The 15,686-nt window shown below is 35.0% G+C and carries 19 protein-coding genes, 1 pseudogene and 2 other annotated features (1 of these 22 cut by a window edge); of the genes and pseudogenes, 15 read left to right on the top strand and 5 right to left on the bottom strand.

Going from position 1 to position 15,686, the window contains the following annotated elements; translation table 11 throughout:
• Window positions 1-275: 275 nt before the first annotated feature.
• From JFL43_RS23415 to JFL43_RS06320, 5 genes and pseudogenes are all read right to left on the bottom strand, one after another.
• Window positions 276-449: pseudogene (locus JFL43_RS23415) on the bottom strand (Ku protein); the annotation flags it as partial.
• A gap of 7 nt (window positions 450-456) precedes the next feature.
• Window positions 457-576 (bottom strand): DUF3231 family protein, encoded by a 120-nt coding sequence (locus JFL43_RS22390; protein ID WP_234447621.1) that lies wholly within the window; start codon window positions 574-576, stop codon window positions 457-459.
• Window positions 577-907: 331 nt separating this feature from the next.
• The gene (locus tag JFL43_RS06330) at window positions 908-1,858 is read right to left on the bottom strand and encodes a polysaccharide biosynthesis protein (RefSeq protein ID WP_200748344.1); all 951 of its coding nucleotides are present in this window, start codon (window positions 1,856-1,858) and stop codon (window positions 908-910) included.
• 39 nt (window positions 1,859-1,897) lie between these two features.
• Window positions 1,898-2,521: a DUF1796 family putative cysteine peptidase gene (locus JFL43_RS06325; protein WP_200748343.1), complete on the bottom strand. Its 624-nt coding sequence runs from the start codon at window positions 2,519-2,521 to the stop codon at window positions 1,898-1,900.
• Between the two features lie 165 nt (window positions 2,522-2,686).
• Window positions 2,687-3,055 carry a DUF4183 domain-containing protein gene (locus tag JFL43_RS06320; protein WP_234447620.1) on the bottom strand — a complete coding sequence of 123 codons (369 nt, stop codon included), beginning with the start codon at window positions 3,053-3,055 and terminating at the stop codon, window positions 2,687-2,689.
• Window positions 3,056-3,544: 489 nt separating this feature from the next.
• On the opposite strand from JFL43_RS06320, the gene JFL43_RS06315 reads away from it, so the two are divergent.
• The 15 genes from JFL43_RS06315 to JFL43_RS06245 all read left to right on the top strand — a co-directional run bounded on the left by JFL43_RS06315 (window position 3,545) and on the right by JFL43_RS06245 (window position 15,468).
• Window positions 3,545-3,895, top strand: coding sequence for a DUF4183 domain-containing protein (locus JFL43_RS06315; protein ID WP_200748342.1), 351 nt, complete (start codon window positions 3,545-3,547; stop codon window positions 3,893-3,895).
• Window positions 3,896-3,977: 82 nt separating this feature from the next.
• Window positions 3,978-5,213 (top strand): glycosyltransferase family 4 protein, encoded by a 1,236-nt coding sequence (locus JFL43_RS06310; RefSeq protein ID WP_200748341.1) that lies wholly within the window; start codon window positions 3,978-3,980, stop codon window positions 5,211-5,213.
• Window positions 5,206-5,586 (top strand): hypothetical protein, encoded by a 381-nt coding sequence (locus JFL43_RS06305; RefSeq protein WP_200748340.1) that lies wholly within the window; start codon window positions 5,206-5,208, stop codon window positions 5,584-5,586. Before JFL43_RS06310 ends, JFL43_RS06305 begins: the two co-directional genes overlap by 8 nt.
• Window positions 5,587-5,610: 24 nt before the next feature.
• Window positions 5,611-6,516, top strand: coding sequence for an NAD-dependent epimerase/dehydratase family protein (locus JFL43_RS06300; protein ID WP_200748339.1), 906 nt, complete (start codon window positions 5,611-5,613; stop codon window positions 6,514-6,516).
• Window positions 6,500-7,423 carry an NAD-dependent epimerase/dehydratase family protein gene (locus JFL43_RS06295; protein WP_200748338.1) on the top strand — a complete coding sequence of 308 codons (924 nt, stop codon included), beginning with the start codon at window positions 6,500-6,502 and terminating at the stop codon, window positions 7,421-7,423. The genes JFL43_RS06300 and JFL43_RS06295 overlap by 17 nt, the downstream gene beginning before the upstream one ends.
• Before the next feature lie 117 nt (window positions 7,424-7,540).
• The gene (locus tag JFL43_RS22385) at window positions 7,541-8,791 is read left to right on the top strand and encodes a right-handed parallel beta-helix repeat-containing protein (RefSeq protein ID WP_234447619.1); all 1,251 of its coding nucleotides are present in this window, start codon (window positions 7,541-7,543) and stop codon (window positions 8,789-8,791) included.
• A 258-nt stretch (window positions 8,792-9,049) separates the two neighbouring features.
• Window positions 9,050-9,190, top strand: a sequence feature (23S ribosomal RNA rRNA prediction is too short).
• Between the two features lie 483 nt (window positions 9,191-9,673).
• On the top strand, window positions 9,674-10,504 hold the full coding sequence (locus JFL43_RS06285) for a sigma-E processing peptidase SpoIIGA (RefSeq protein WP_200748337.1): 831 nt from the start codon (window positions 9,674-9,676) through the stop codon (window positions 10,502-10,504).
• 19 nt (window positions 10,505-10,523) lie between these two features.
• Entirely contained in the window at window positions 10,524-11,231 is a 708-nt protein-coding gene (gene sigE, locus JFL43_RS06280) for an RNA polymerase sporulation sigma factor SigE (RefSeq protein ID WP_100796401.1), read from the top strand.
• A gap of 94 nt (window positions 11,232-11,325) precedes the next feature.
• Entirely contained in the window at window positions 11,326-12,111 is a 786-nt protein-coding gene (gene sigG / locus JFL43_RS06275) for an RNA polymerase sporulation sigma factor SigG (protein ID WP_100796402.1), read from the top strand.
• Window positions 12,112-12,197: 86 nt separating this feature from the next.
• Window positions 12,198-12,434 (top strand): PRC-barrel domain-containing protein, encoded by a 237-nt coding sequence (locus JFL43_RS06270; protein WP_200748336.1) that lies wholly within the window; start codon window positions 12,198-12,200, stop codon window positions 12,432-12,434.
• A gap of 80 nt (window positions 12,435-12,514) precedes the next feature.
• Window positions 12,515-13,204: a YggS family pyridoxal phosphate-dependent enzyme gene (locus JFL43_RS06265; RefSeq protein WP_200748335.1), complete on the top strand. Its 690-nt coding sequence runs from the start codon at window positions 12,515-12,517 to the stop codon at window positions 13,202-13,204.
• Window positions 13,204-13,707 (top strand): cell division protein SepF, encoded by a 504-nt coding sequence (locus JFL43_RS06260; protein ID WP_200748334.1) that lies wholly within the window; start codon window positions 13,204-13,206, stop codon window positions 13,705-13,707. Before JFL43_RS06265 ends, JFL43_RS06260 begins: the two co-directional genes overlap by 1 nt.
• A gap of 25 nt (window positions 13,708-13,732) precedes the next feature.
• A complete protein-coding gene (locus JFL43_RS06255) occupies window positions 13,733-13,999 on the top strand; it encodes a YggT family protein (RefSeq protein ID WP_200748333.1) in 267 nt (88 codons plus the stop codon).
• A 72-nt stretch (window positions 14,000-14,071) separates the two neighbouring features.
• Window positions 14,072-14,860, top strand: a complete 789-nt coding sequence (locus JFL43_RS06250; protein WP_200748332.1) for a YlmH family RNA-binding protein — start codon at window positions 14,072-14,074, stop codon at window positions 14,858-14,860.
• A gap of 98 nt (window positions 14,861-14,958) precedes the next feature.
• Complete coding sequence (locus JFL43_RS06245; protein WP_200748331.1) at window positions 14,959-15,468, top strand: DivIVA domain-containing protein; 510 nt, start codon at window positions 14,959-14,961, stop codon at window positions 15,466-15,468.
• A 50-nt stretch (window positions 15,469-15,518) separates the two neighbouring features.
• Window positions 15,519-15,686, top strand: a binding site (T-box leader); it runs 59 nt beyond the window's last position.

Raw genomic sequence — 15,686 nt, 5'->3', positions numbered from 1 at the left:
GATCCCAAAGGAAAAATTGAATATTTAATCACATAAAAATTCAATTCAAATAACATAATAAAAGAACCCCCCAAAAAAGCGTTCTACTCAAATTAAGAGTGGATCGCTTTTTTACGTTAAGAGGTTTTATCTTTTGTTGTTCTTTTTCGGGTTGTTGGCTTTTTCATCTAAGCCTTAATGATGCCTGGAGTGAAGTCATAGATCCGTGATATTGTCTGGTATTGCTTTTTGTCTATCGATTGCTGTTACTGTATTATTATTCGCTTTTTTCCAAGTAAATTTATAGAGTCGATGATTTCAACTGCTTTATCCTTATTTACTTTCTTTAAACGCTCAAGATCCTAATAGTTAGGGTCGACAAATTTATTCTTAGCGTATTCATATGCTTTAACGATATCCTCACGTTTTATTTCCTTTTTACAATTCTCACAAACCTTAACGATATTAATTCACTCATTAGTTTTCTGGATAGTCTACATGTAATTGAGGAAGAACAAACCAGCCTTTTTCTTTATTAAGTCGTAATAATTTCGCTCCAATTTGAACTTTGCTTAAATGGAATTGTACATACATCAAAGCAACATCTCTCTAATAGACGTACCCATAGCTTGACTGCATGCAATCAAGCTTGTAGCGGTATCCATTGAAAGTGCAACCCTAATTTCTGGATCGTTAAATTTCACACCGGCAGGGATTGCCTCAGATGTCGCTGGTATATATTTATAATCATTTCCGTAAGAAATTTCATTGTCCCAAAAAAACTCTTCTCAATAAATCATATTTATATACTATAAATGCGGTTTGAAACGGCAAAATTCAGTCCTCAAACCATAATTAAATGATAAAGAAATAAACCTTAGTTAAAGGCTTATCTCTTTATCATTGTAAGGAGATTAGTTTACTGGAGTTAAATGAAATTCCCCTTTTCAAGCATTTTCCTAATACCATCTTTAGTCAATAGTGGGGGGGCTTTTTCTGTAAGAGGGGCTAAAGAAGATTCTTTTAAATAAGGTGCAATTATAAAGAGGTCATCATCTAAGATAAATGTAGACCCTCTTTCGGTATCTGCTATTAGCACTTCCTTTAGCTTTTCACCTGGTCTTGCTCCAATTTCTTTAATTTTAATATCCTTCCTACCTGAATGCTGGATAAGCACTTCAGCTAAGTCAATTATTTTGAAAGCATCCATATTCATGATGAAAATTTCCCCACCTTGAGAAATTCGTGTCGCTTTTAACAAATTTAAAATAGCTTCTTTTGGAGAAATAAAATATCGGATCATCTCCTTATCCGTTATATGAATTTCCCCTAATTCAGAAATTTGCTTTTGAAAAAGTGGAAGTACACTTCCACTACTTCCCAATACATTTCCGCCTCTAACACATAAAAATTGCGTACTAGCCTTCTTTATATTTGCCCCAATTATTAGTTTTTCTCCAAGTGATTTTGTCATTCCATAAATATTAGCTGGATTAGCAGCCTTATCAGTAGACACGTAAATCACTTTTTTTACATTATTTTCAATTGAAGCATCAATTACATTTTGTGTACCAAGTATGTTAGTTTTAATCGATTCCAAAGGATTCTCTTCACAAATAGGAACATGTTTAAGTGCTGCCAGGTGAAAAGTGAAATCGACATTTTTTGTAGCGGCTAACAGAGCTTCTTTATCACGTATATCACCAATAAAAAAAAGTAGGCGATCGTTATTTATTTTTCTCTTTAATTCAACTTGGCTATTCTCATTCCTTGAGTATATGATTATTTTTTTGGGATGGAAATTAAGGAGTTGCTGAATTAATTCAATTCCCCAAGAACCAGTCCCCCCTGTCACTAATATAGTAGAGTTGTTAAACATATAGGCCCTCCTACAGCACTATAAACGTATTTTTGTTTACTATTCAAGATTAATACCTTTAAGAATTTCATCCCAAAGTTGATGGTTACCTTCCCATATATCAACATTAGGGAACTCGACTGCATATACATTGGAAAGTGGCCAATTCTTTTCAACAATCCCATTTACATTTTCATGATTGATGAGTAAAATACTGAAATCGTTTTTAACTAAACCTTGTAATACAGATTGCAATACTGCTACGTCTTCAAAACTGCCTTCAGTTCTTACAAAAAGAATGCGTTTGGATGATTCCATTTTATTTAGAAATCGTACTATACGTCGATTATACTTTTCCATCACGTCGTCGTAAGAACCTATGTGGGTTAAAGAGTTCTTATCCGTTCCAAAATCATGATTCGATACAAAGTGATAATAATCATCGGAAACGCAAATCATCGAATCCCCAGCAGGGCCTATAATTCTTAAATTATCAGAGTTCATTAGGTTAAAAAATCTGTTTCTTAGCAACATATTTACTTTTGATAAATCTGGAGTAGCTACCCAGTCAAAAACTCCAGAATATGGCCGGAGCTGATGTTTTTTTAACTGAATGGAAGTTAAGCACAAATCTCCCAAACTGAATATTGCATCATAATTTCCTAATAATTCTTGTCTATTCATTCGTACCTCTCCTATATTTTGATTTTCCTAGTACTAATTAATTACTAAGAGAAATTCAAATAATACTAATTTATGGTAAAAAAACTAGTGCAAAAAAATATAACTCTAGGTTATTCTTTTTTGTCGGTTAAGTAAGGGATAATTTTCCTACTTTAGATTCTTATTTCAACTCCCTATTTTGGGGTGGAAATTTACAATTTCAACAACAACTGGACTACCGGCAGATATTTGACTTTCTTCTGGGATTGAGATAATTAACGATCCAATCCCTTGTTCACCTGCAGTGTAAGCAAAAATATCGTCCATTTGTAATACTCCATTCACAAAAACGTGAAAATAGTTATTGTTTAAATTAAGTTCAGGTAGATGCTCAACTACTTCTCCTAAATCATTTAAAAAATCGTTTGCTCCAATTTTGTAAGTTGACATACCTTTAATCGTTTCAGGTACTTTATGGAATAAACGAGTAACTGATGGTGAAGTTGAAATTATTTGGTCTGTATTACTTGCGAGTCCAATAATCTTTAATGTCAAAAAAATTCCTCCTTTATTTGTTCCTTAATAGCATATGCTGTTAGAAAAAGGGGATCATGGACATTTGCTAGTTATTTGTAAAAAATAAGTGATTATTTGTGAATTATCCATTTATAAGCGATTACATATTAATAAGAATAGTTATTGTTTAAATTAAGTACAGGTAGATACACGACTACTTCTCCTAAATCATTTAAAAAATCGTTCGCTCCAATTTTGTAAGTTGACATACCTTTAATTGTTTCAGGTGTTTTATGGAATAAACAAGTAACTGATGGTAAAGTTGAAATTATTTGGTTTATATTACTTGCGAGTCCAATAATCTATAAAGTCAAAAAAATCTCTCCTTTATGTGTTCCTTGATAGCATATGCTGTTGGAAAAAGGGAGCCTAGGACATTTGTAAGTAATTATTCCTAAATTAACAATTTCAAAATAATTACATATTAATAAGGATAGTGTTATTTTTTGAAAAAATGGGAGGAATATTATGGGGGGTAAAACTAATTTAAGTAATTTGCAATATCAGCCACTACTATTTCCCTTTCCGGAGCTCCCTTCAACAGTATTTTGTATAAAAGAACCTAGGGAAGTGTCCATTACAGAATTTTATACAGTATCTGATGGAAAGAAAAAAATTTACACGCTAAATGACTGCATCAAACATGCTGGTGAACAAAAAATAAAAAGTACTACGGAAGTATCGTTTATGAATCTTTTTGTTAACGGTGTTTTACAGCCGAAAGTTAATTATGAAGTGGAGGAGGAGAGAATTATTTTAAAAACAATTGATGCTCCAATAAAAGATTCACCCATTATATTACAAATGATTGCGTTCTAACAAATTGTCTAATAGTCATTTGTCTAGATAGAAATAATGGAGTTGCATATTTTATATATAAATATAATAAGGGAGAAATGATATGAAAATATTACTTGCCACATATTGGACCATCCCCCATCTTGGAGGAGTATGGAACTATATGCAACAACTTAAGAAAAGCTTGGAGGAACATGGACATGAAGTAGATTTAATGGGATACGGTGAAGATAATACAATTGTCCATATCGTAAATAACGGAAAGAGGGTTGAAAAAGACAAACTTCTATCTTTTCTTCAAGCAAAAATGCCCCCTGGTCTCTATCCTAATCTTTATAAGAATAAACTTGTTGAATATTCGGAATTCCAAAGATATATCTATGAACTTGGAGCCGTTTATTTAGGTTTGGACCAATATGATCTTATTCATACTCAAGATGTTATTTCAACTGCATGTATTAAGCGCGTCCGTCCCCAAACTACTCCACTTATAGCAACTATCCATGGTTCTGTTGCGCATGAAATTAGACATCAACTTAAAACAGTACACAAATCACCTACTTCTTATATGGCTAAAGAATATTATGATGAATTAGAACGCATTGGGGCAATGTCTTCAGATTTAAGTATAGTGGCTAATCATTGGTTAGAGGCCATTCTTCATGAGGAATTTAACGTACCTAAAAGTCAATTACGTGTTCTTCATTATGGATTTGATACCGAAGAGTTTATAAAACAAAAAAATAAAAACTCCTTTATTGAGCGTCCAAAAAACAAAAAGGTAATAGTTTATTCTGGGAGACTCGTTGAATTGAAGGGAGTCCATTATCTTATTGAAGCATTATCGAAATTAAAGGAGATTCGCCAAGATTGGGTTTGTTGGATTGTAGGAACCGGAGAAATGAAGACAGAACTTCAATTGTTGACTAAGTCATTAAAGCTTGAAGAAGATATATTTTTTTTAGGAAATCGTGCTGATGTACCAGCAATTCTTTCAAAAGCATATTTATATGTAATACCTTCGCTCATTGATAATCAACCTTTGTCTTTGATAGAAGCACAACTGGCAGGAAAGCCAACAATAGTAAGTAATGTAGGCGGATTGCCGGAAATGGTTGAACATAACGTCACAGGATTGTTAACTGAACCTAAAGATGTATATGGGCTATTGGTAAGTTTGAATCGGTTATTAACGGATGAAGTATTAGCAAAAAATTTAGGGGAAAATGCAAAAAAATGGGGAATGACACACTGGTCATTTGAAAATGGAATAAGGAATTTACTTGAAATTTATCAAGAAGTAATTTTAATGAAGAAAACAGGTGATACCAATGAATAAAAAATTCATAACTAATTTTAAAGATTGGTGGAAGTCATTATTCAGGAAAGGTGCGCAAGAAAATATATCCGAATCAACAGATGAACTTATTGAAAGCGACGATACTCAAGAAAATGGAATTATGCAAAATGAAGCCTTCAACCAAAATGATATTGACATTCAAATGAAACTTCCAAAGCAACCGATTATTCCTATGTACAATGGGAAATATGATCAATTTTTCTTAACTCCGGAGCTTCACATCCCATTGTCGGCCGTTAATGAGGAGCTATGGGATCTTATACAGGAAAAACTCCCTGATAATTATACTATTCCATGTGCGACATCAAAACACCTTTATAATATTAATAAATCTAGGGATAAATGTTATTAAAATGATTCGAAAGAAGGAGCATAATTGACGAAGGCAATTGTTACTGGTGGCGCAGGTTTCATTGGTTCCCATTTAGTAGATGAACTACTCTCAAAAGGTACTGAGGTTTTCGTTATAGATAATTTCAGCTCAGGTAATTCATCAAATCTTAATCCAAATGCTAAATTGTTTAATATAGATATTGGCGATTTTCAAATAAAAAGTTTAATACAGGAATTGAAGCCGGATGCATTATTTCATTTGGCTGCACAAGCAGATGTTGGAAGGTCAGTGGGAAATCCGTCGGAGGATGAAAGAGTAAATATTAATGGAACAATAAATTTACTTCAGGGGTGTGTTGAAGCCTCTGTTCCAAAATTTATATTCTCATCTACTTCGGCAGTCTATGGAAACATTCAACGTGACATTATTACTGAAAAAGAATCAACCACACCTTCTTCTTTTTATGGTCTTTCGAAATTGGCAGCTGAATACTATATAAGACTCTTTTATGAGCTCTTTGGGCTTCGCTATACTATTTTACGCTATGCTAATGTGTATGGGCCTCGCCAATTGCCAAAAGGAGATGGAGGAGTTGTGTCAGTTTTTCTTGACAGAATTAAAAGAGCTGAACTGATAAAAGTCCATGGTGACGGGGAACAAACAAGGGACTTCATTTATGTAAAGGATGTAGTATCGGCAAATATTGCTTCTTTGCATAAAGCAGATGGTAAGACTCTTCATATTAGTACGGGAGAAAGTATATCAATAAATAATTTGCTTAAACTCATAGAAGGAATACACAGACTACCCATTAAGAAGGAAAATGCTCCCTCTAGGACAGGAGATATTAGGCATAGCTGCCTTTCAAACCAACTCGCCAAAGAATATTTACAATGGCAACCAGATGTTCCACTTTTAGAGGGATTACGTCATGCATATCTTAAGTGATAGAGAAGTTGATTCGAATTCAAAACGAATATTAATCACTGGAGCAAGTGGCTTTACAGGTTTGCATGCATGTACTCATTTTTCAAATATTGGGTATTCGGTTTATGGAATAGTAAGAAAATATTCTGAATTATCTCAAAAAAATGTACAGTTGTTACCCTGTGATCTTACTAATAGCAAATATATTAAAAGGGTTGTAGAAACTATTAAACCTGACTTTGTTCTACATCTTGCTGGTCAAAACGCAGTACAGGTTTCTTGGGCCGAACCACTAAAAGACTTTGAAGCGAATGTGGTATGTACCACAAATTTAATTGATGCTATACGGACAGGAAGCGACAATTGCCGAACGGTAGTTGTTGGTTCTATTCTTCAATCCAATCCCTCTGATCCTGCCTCGTTCCAACATCCGTATGGCTTGAGTAAAACAGTGCAAACCCTTTTATCAGAAGCATATGCTTCTATATTTGAATTGGATGTTTTAATTGCAAAGCCATCGAATTTAATTGGTCCCGGTCATTCTACTGGGGTATGTTCCATACTGGCTAAAAAAGTAGCTCTAATGGAAAAAGGTCAAGAGGAGAAAAGACTGTTTGTTAATAACTTACTTGCAGAAAGAGACTTTCTTGATGTGAGAGATGTAGTTAGAGCATATGAATTTCTCTTTTCTAAAGGAGAAACTCGAAGTGTTTACGAAATTACATCTGGAAAGTTGAGAAGCCTTAGTGAAATAATCAACCTATTAAAAGGGATGTCCACAGTTAATTTTGATATAGATTATGAAATCGAGAAACAAGAACTTATTTCAACCATTAATCCAATTGCAACAAAGGCACTTGGTTGGGCCCCATTAATTCCTTTTGAGCAATCAATGCTTGATATATTAAATTTTCAAAGAAGAAATTAAATGATTTTTGGTAAAAATATAATTAATAAGCCCTTTAAGTATTCCACCTTTTTCATAACTTATTAGTAGAAAGACTCTATGTATCTTTCTAATAAAATTAGAAAGGAGGTATATATAATGGTTGAAAAAATATTCGTTAACAATAGTACGGCAACTTTGCAAATTTCTATTTTTATTAGGGAAGATAATGATCCTATTAGTAATATTGATTCAGCCTTTGAGCTTCTTCCAGGTGAAACAAAAACAATTATGTATGGAGATATGGAGAACGTGTTTTTAAACGGGATTATCTTCTTTACTATTTCTTCTGGAGATACCTATAGTAAAGTTCAATTCATTACAACATTAGGCAGCGAATTAGATAATTTGTTAAATACAAATAACGTATTAACAATTACTGAGATAGAGAATGATTATGTTTTAACAGGATCAAATAGTAGTAATCTTTTTCTAGAGGCAGTAAATAATGCGGAAACTATACAAGAAATCCAAGATGCAATTGAAAATTCAGGATTGGGTTTAAATCTCACTGCTTATAATGAACTCTCTCAAGAACAAAGAGATGAAGTTGCAACTTCTATACTAAACAACAGGCCATTAGGAGGCTATCCTAATGTCGGGAGTGTTCAGGTAGAACTTAACACAGCGATAAACCAACTCGTAAATCCAATGAATATTTATGTTCTTCAAGGAAAAAATGGAAATGGTAGTTTAACTAACCCATTCGGTACAATAGAAGAAGGAATTGCGGCTGTAAATGTTGGGGGCACTGTAAATATCCTAGAAGGAACATATTCAATTACAACACAGATTAATGTTAATAAGCAGGGAATTACTATTAAGGGTGAACCAGGGACAATTCTCCTGCTTCAGACAGACATTATCCCTCTCTTAGTAACAGCAGATAATATAAAAATTGAAGGGTTAACAATTACTAGTGATATTCCTTATCAAAAAGAGTTTATTCAAATAGCAGGAGCCAATACGAGAATAAGTGGTAATACTATATTTGGTCCAGAACAACAGCTTCCCATGTCAAATTGGGTAGTTAACCGAGCAATTGTAACAGAAGTAAATGTACAAAATTTAATCATAGAAAATAATGTATTTCATTCTTTAAGAACTGGGGTATATATCAATCCGAATGTTACTGGAATAATTAATGAGAATGTAATATATAACACAAAAGGAGGCTTGTTAGTTGACCGAGCTTTAATAGTAATTGACGGGAATTCTTGGGGTACTCCTGAAAATGAATTTGATATTGTGTCTTTAGCAGGAACTACTACTGGTCCACCATATGAAGATTTAACCGTTTTGAGTGAAAATAATAACAATGCAATAATTTCTGATCAAAGGAACCTGTAGAAAAGAGATTAAAAATCAACAACTAAAATAAAACTTCAACTAAATTCCTATAAAAAGGATTTGTTTCTCTAATTTTCATTTAAAATAATTATAATGATTGTATAAAAACATAGCTGTATTATATTCTGGAGTATTCCTAGTATAAGTAGCGCCCTTTAAACAAGTAGATCCAAGTAGGTTAAATAGGCCAGACTATATTAGATGACTTTGCTTTGTTGCCAAAGTCATCCTTTTTATTTTGTATTCTTTCTTTTACTTGCATACCTCCTTCAAGAGTCCTCATGTCGTGGAGGTTTGGCATCTCGATGTCGGCTCCTCGCATCCTGGGGGCTGTAGTTGGGGGTTCCAAGGGTTGGGATAAGCGGTGCGCGAGCTCGGTTAAGGACCAGGATGAACACCCCTCTTGTGTTACAAAGGCATTGCTAGGTAACTATGGGTAATGGATATATATATATATATATATATATATTTGGAAATCGTTGGCATTTTTATCACCATTAAAATTAATAACAAACAATGTAATTTAAAGCGTAAAAATCCAAGGTATAGAAGAAAATATAGGTTAAATGTTATTAGCGCCATTACAGTTTTATTTGACATGCAGATAAAATAATGAATAGTTGATATGTAACGCGAAATGCGTTCTATAAATTATAAAATTAGTGCAATTGATTGGCTGCTTCGAATTTGCCTACGAAGTCAAAGTGCGGCCACCTTAGGGGTTCAAGTGTTATCGGATGTGAAAAGGCCCCTGCGCATTTATTCTATGCCAAAAATGTCAGTATACGCTTTTTTCTGTCGCAATTTTTTTACAAAAGCACTTCACGGTTTGACATTTTTTTAAGAGGGTGGATGTTAATCTTTCAGTAGGGAGGCGGTGTCATGTACGGAGAAGTTATATTAGCGCTCAATACAATTTTCAATTACATTATCTTATCCTTTACGAACAATATAGGTACATTGCAAGTATCGAGGAAAAGATTATTGATAAGCGCGCTAATAGGTGCATGCATCGTAGTCTTTATAGGACAATCTATTTTGCCTATGGTTTTGGCTTTTGTCGTGATGACGATTAGTGCATTTGGCTTTCGTTTTATGAAATGGTTCAGAAGTGCTGTTGTTTGCATTGTGGCAGCATTATTTGCAGGAGGCTTATTAACTGCACTGGAACCACTATTTTCTTATATGCCAACTGTATATTTTGCATCAACGAGTAGTGTTATTGCCGTTGCAGGGCTTGTTCTGTTGCAAAATAGATGGACTGTTAGTAAACAGCAATCGCTTGAGCGCGGTCTCGTACTTGAAACGACAATGACGTTTCAGGGGAACAGCTGGCAGTTAAGCGGCTTTATCGATACAGGTAATAGTTGTATTGAGCCATTAACTGGCAGGGCGGTCCATTTCATAGCTTGGCATGCAATGGAAGCTCGTATCGATGACGCACTTAAAAACGCATTACTTAGCTGGCAGGCATCTAATCCTTACAAATTAACAATGTTCCCGAAAGAGTTGCAAAGTAAGCTGACGGTTATTCGATTTGCTACGGTGCAGGAGAAGACAGTTTATGGCATCGCTTTCCGCTACGATCAGTGGGAGGTACACGGGGCAGATGGGTTTTTTATCGCGCCAGGTTTTTTCGTGCTAACAATGGAAGCGAACCATTTTCCGCAACAGGTAGATGTGATTTTACATGTTTCAACACTTTGTCAATAATGATGGAAGGAGTTTTTACATGATTAAAAAATTTTGGCATTGGATAAGACAGAAATTAATTACTTGGAGAACGAAAGGGACTTTTTATATAGGAAGTCATGAATCGCTGCCTGTGCCATTGAAAAAAGAGGAGGAGAAGGAAGTTATTGCAGCGTTTATGCAAGGGGATATGAGTGCTAGAGATACATTAATCGAGCGTAATTTACGTTTAGTCGTTTATATCGCAAGGCGTTTTGATAATTCAAATACGCCAATTGAAGATTTAATCAGTATAGGCTCAATAGGCCTAATTAAAGCGATTGAAACATTCAATACGGAAAAGAATATAAAACTCGCTACGTACGCTTCTAGATGTATTGAAAATGAAATTCTCATGCATTTGCGAAAAACAAGTCGAACAAAAGGTGAAGTATCTCTAGATGAACCGCTTAATTCGGATGCGGACGGTAATGAATTATTATTATCGGATATTTTAGGGACAGACGAGCATATTATTACGGATAATGTTGAAAAAAAAATTGAGCGCCAACACATGTTTCAGGCCATTCATATATTGGATGAACGTGAGCGTTATATTATGGAATGTCGTTTTGGCTTAAATGGCAGAGAAGAGATGACACAAAAGGAAGTAGCAGATCATCTTGGTATTTCTCAATCTTATATTTCTCGTTTAGAAAAGAAAATTATTCATGAGTTACGTGAAAATTTAAATCAACCAACTGTGTGATGGTTGAAATTGGTCATTTTTCCACCGCATATTCTGACACTTATCGGACAAACTGAACTTACAACAAAGAAAGAAGCGTCCGGAGGAAATGACTATGCGAACAAAAGTGGATTTATGCGGTGTAGATACTGCGAAGTTACCTGTATTAAAGCATGAGGAAATGCGTAAGTTATTTATCCAATTGCAGAGTGGCCAAGAGGAAGTAAGAGATCAGCTTGTTATGGGAAATCTTCGTTTAGTACTCAGTATTGTAGGGCGTTTTGCATATCGTGGTGAACAGGCAGATGATCTGTTTCAAGTTGGTTGCATCGGCTTATTGAAGTCAATTGACCATTTTGATTTGTCTCATAATGTGAGATTTTCCACTTATGCAGTGCCGATGATCATTGGTGAGATTCGTAGGCATTTGCGGGATCATCACCCACTGCGCGTGGCTCGCTCTTTGCGTGATATTGCCTATAAGGCGATGCAGGCAAAAGAGCAGTTTATCAACGAGCAGCTACGCGAGCCAACACTATCTGATTTAGCGCGTATGACTGGATTGCCTCAAGAGGATATATTATTTGCCTTAGATGCTATTCAAGAACCAATGTCCTTACATGAACCGATTTACTCGGATGGTGGTGATCCAGTTTATATGATGGATCAATTGAAAGACAATGCAGTTTCTGAGGAACGTTGGTTGACGTATGTGTCGATGAAAGAAAATGTCATGAAGTTAGATGAACGTCAGCAAAAGATTTTAGCGAAACGCTTTTATTATGGTGAAACCCAGACTGAAATTGCAAAGGAATTAGGTATTTCACAAGCACAAATTTCAAGGCTGGAAAAAAGCGCAATCAAAATGATTCAAAAACAAATGTCTCAAACGGATAATTAATAACAATAGTAAAGACGTATCAAACTCTTACAGGTTGATGCGTTTTTTGCTATTTCCCTTCATAGAATGAGTTAGGAGGGATGTAGATGAGATTTTCTGATATCCAAAGAAAAGAAATTATTGAAGCAGGTAATGGACGTTTTTTAGGATTTGTCTTAGACGCAGTATTGTCGGAAGAAACGGGCTTCATCAAAGCATTTGTCGTATCCGAGCCAAAGCGTTTCTTTCAATTTTCTCAAAATGATAAGGATGCGCTGAACATTCGAATAGAAGATATCCTCGTAATCGGAAAGGATGTCATATTAGTAAAAGCGAATCAGTGAAATATAGGGCAATTCATTGATAAATCATGCATGGCTTGGTACAATAAGATAACAAGTATCTTTGAAAAGATGGGAAAAAAATGACGTTAATTATAAATAACTTACAAGAAATCCAACAAAAGATTAAAAAAGTAGCAACTAGGGTAGGTAGACAAGTAGAAGATGTATCAATCATTGCAGTTACAAAGCAAGTGTCTACTGAACGCGCTATTGAAGCACTTGATGCAGGATTAGTCCAATTAGGTGAAAATCGACCGGAAAGCTTGCTAGAAAAAAGAGCAACAATTACAGAGCGTGCAACGTGGCATTATATTGGATCTATGCAAACACGCAAAGTAAAACAAGTTATTAATGAAATTGATTATTTACATTCTTTAGACCGTATTAGCTTAGCGGAAGAAATTGAAAAAAGAGCATCTCATATTGTGAATTGTTTTGTACAAGTAAATGTTTCAGGTGAAGAATCAAAGCATGGTGTACTGCCACAAGAAGTCATACCGTTTATCGAACAATTGGTGCAGTATTCGCATATTCGCGTAGTAGGCTTGATGACTATGGCCCCTAATACGGAAAACCAAGAAGTAGTTCGCGACGTTTTTAGAAACTTAAAAAACCTACAATTAGAAGTCGAAAATAACGGATATGCTCATGCACCATGTCACGATTTATCGATGGGAATGTCAAATGACTATGAAATCGCTGTCGAAGAGGGTGCGACGTATGTTCGAATTGGTACGGCTCTAGTTGGCAACGAAAGAAGGGATTCTTAATGAGTATGAAGGATAAAATTAAGAACTTTTTTTTACTAGAAGAAGATGACGAAGACTACTACGAGCAGTCACAGCAAAAACAAGAGCAACAGCAACAGCAACGTCAACAAAGAGTAGTGTCACAACCTGTCCAACAAGCTGCTGTAAGTCAACCAACAGTTAAAAAAGTAAGCAACAAGGAGCGACGCAATGTGGCAACTGAGCATACGAATACACCTAATCTAGTAAGCATTACACAAAAGTCTTCAAAGGTTGTCTTGGCTGAACCACGCGTTTATGCAGAAGCACAAGATATTGCAGAACATTTAAAAAGCAAACGAGCTGTTGTTGTAAACTTACAACGTATTGATAAGGAACAAGGCATTCGTATTATCGACTTTATGAGCGGTACAATATGTGCACTTGGTGGAGATATTAAACGTATTGGCACCGATATTTTTTTATGCACACCCGATAATGTAGAGGTCGATGGTAATATTTCTGAATATTACTATGAGGACTGATAAAAACTGAGGAGTTTAATAATTTATGCATACACTAGTTAATCTGATTTTTGATTTATTTTGGCTTTATTCAATTGCCCTTATTATTTACATTTTGATGTCGTGGATACCTGCAGCATACGAATCTAAATTCGGACAATTATTAGGTAAAATTTGTAATCCATATTTAGATTTGTTTAGACGCTTTATCCCACCACTAGGCATGATTGATATTTCACCAATCGTTGCATTATTTGCATTGAATTTAGCTCAACAGGGGCTGCGAAATATAGTGGGTGCATTTCTATATTGATTTAAAATATTAAATTATTATTCCCCACAATTGTGAATGTGGGGTTTTTTTGTCAAGAAGGGAGGGTTTATAATGGAGCAGGTATTCCAACATTTTCGTCCAGAAGAGCGAGAATTTATCGAACAAGTTAGCGGATGGCGTGTAGAAGTAGAAGATCGTTATGCACCGAAGTTAACCGATTTCCTCGATCCACGCCAACAATTTATCGTGCATTCACTTATTGGACAACAAGGTGATATCGCAATGTCGGATTTCGGTGTATTTGAACAAGCTGAGCGCCAGCGTGTTCTGCTATACCCTTCCTATTTCGAACCTGAAGAAGAGGATTATCAAATTACGGTTTTTCATTTACGTTATCCATCTAAATTTGTTCAACTAGAACACCCAGATGTTTTAGGGGCATTATTATCGCTTGGTTTAGGTAGAGGGAAATTCGGGGATATCAGAATAGCTGAGTCATCAGTGCAATTTGCAGTAGCAGCCGAAGTAGAGGATTATGTACGGGCCAATCTCACTTCTATTGGTAAGGTAAAGGTTCATGTAGAATTGCTAAAGCCAACTGAAATATTATTCCCAACTGAAGAAATTTGGACTGACGAAATGATGACAGTAAGCTCACTGCGTTTAGATACAGTCATTGCATCCGTGTTTAATATTTCACGTCAAAAGTCAGCTGCCCTAATTGCAAGTGGCAAAGTGAAAGTTAATTTCACCGTACGAGAAAATACAGCCTTTGAATTGCATGAACTTGATTTATTATCTATTCGAAACTTTGGTAGATTTATGATGAAATCCATTGAAGGGCGGACAAAAAAAGATAAAATTCGTATAAATATCGGTCGAATGGAAAGGAAATCTTAATATTTTCGATAAATTTGTTAGTTTTAGGATGTACTTCCCATTGATGCACGGTATAATAGTTTACAATATATATTATGCTATAAGGGAGCGTGTTGATAATGCCATTATCGCCTGTTGACATACATAATAAAGAGTTTACTCGTGGTTTTAGAGGTTACAATGAAGATGAAGTGAATGAGTTTTTAACGCAAATCATTAAAGACTATGAAATTACTTTGAAAGAGAAAAAAGAACTTGAAAGTAAATTACTCACTTCAAAAGAACAAATTGGGCACTATAATGCCATCGAATCAACACTTCAAAAATCAATTGTCATTGCACAAGAGGCTGCTGAGGAAGTACGACGTAATTCTACGAAGGAAGCAAAGTTAATCGTTAAAGAAGCTGAAAAGAATGCGGATCGTATCGTGAATGAGGCACTCTCAAAAGCACGTCGTATTGCGTTAGAGATTGAAGAGTTGAAAAAACAATCAAAAGTATTCCGTAATCGTTTCAAAATGATTGTAGAAGCTCAATTAGATTTAATTGAATCAGATGATTGGGACCATTTAATGGAATATGAAATAGACTCTTCAGAATTAGAACGTCTAGATACGCCAGAAGAGTAATCGATACTTGACTGAATGCCTTCAGTTTTCTATAATGTCAACATATCAAAGAAAAAGTTATGATGGAGACAGTACTTTTTGAGTGACGTAAAAGCGATCTGAGGATGGTGAAAGCTCGGACTAACACTCAAGAAAGAAAATCACTCTGGAACTAGATTACTGAAAAAAACAGTAAGTAATCTCGGCTCACACCACGTTACGGTGTCTAAGAGGCGTAT

The sequence above is a fragment of the Viridibacillus soli genome, assembly GCF_016612995.1.
Classification (GTDB): domain Bacteria; phylum Bacillota; class Bacilli; order Bacillales_A; family Planococcaceae; genus Viridibacillus; species Viridibacillus soli.
This window is presented reverse-complemented; position numbering and strand designations above follow the sequence as displayed.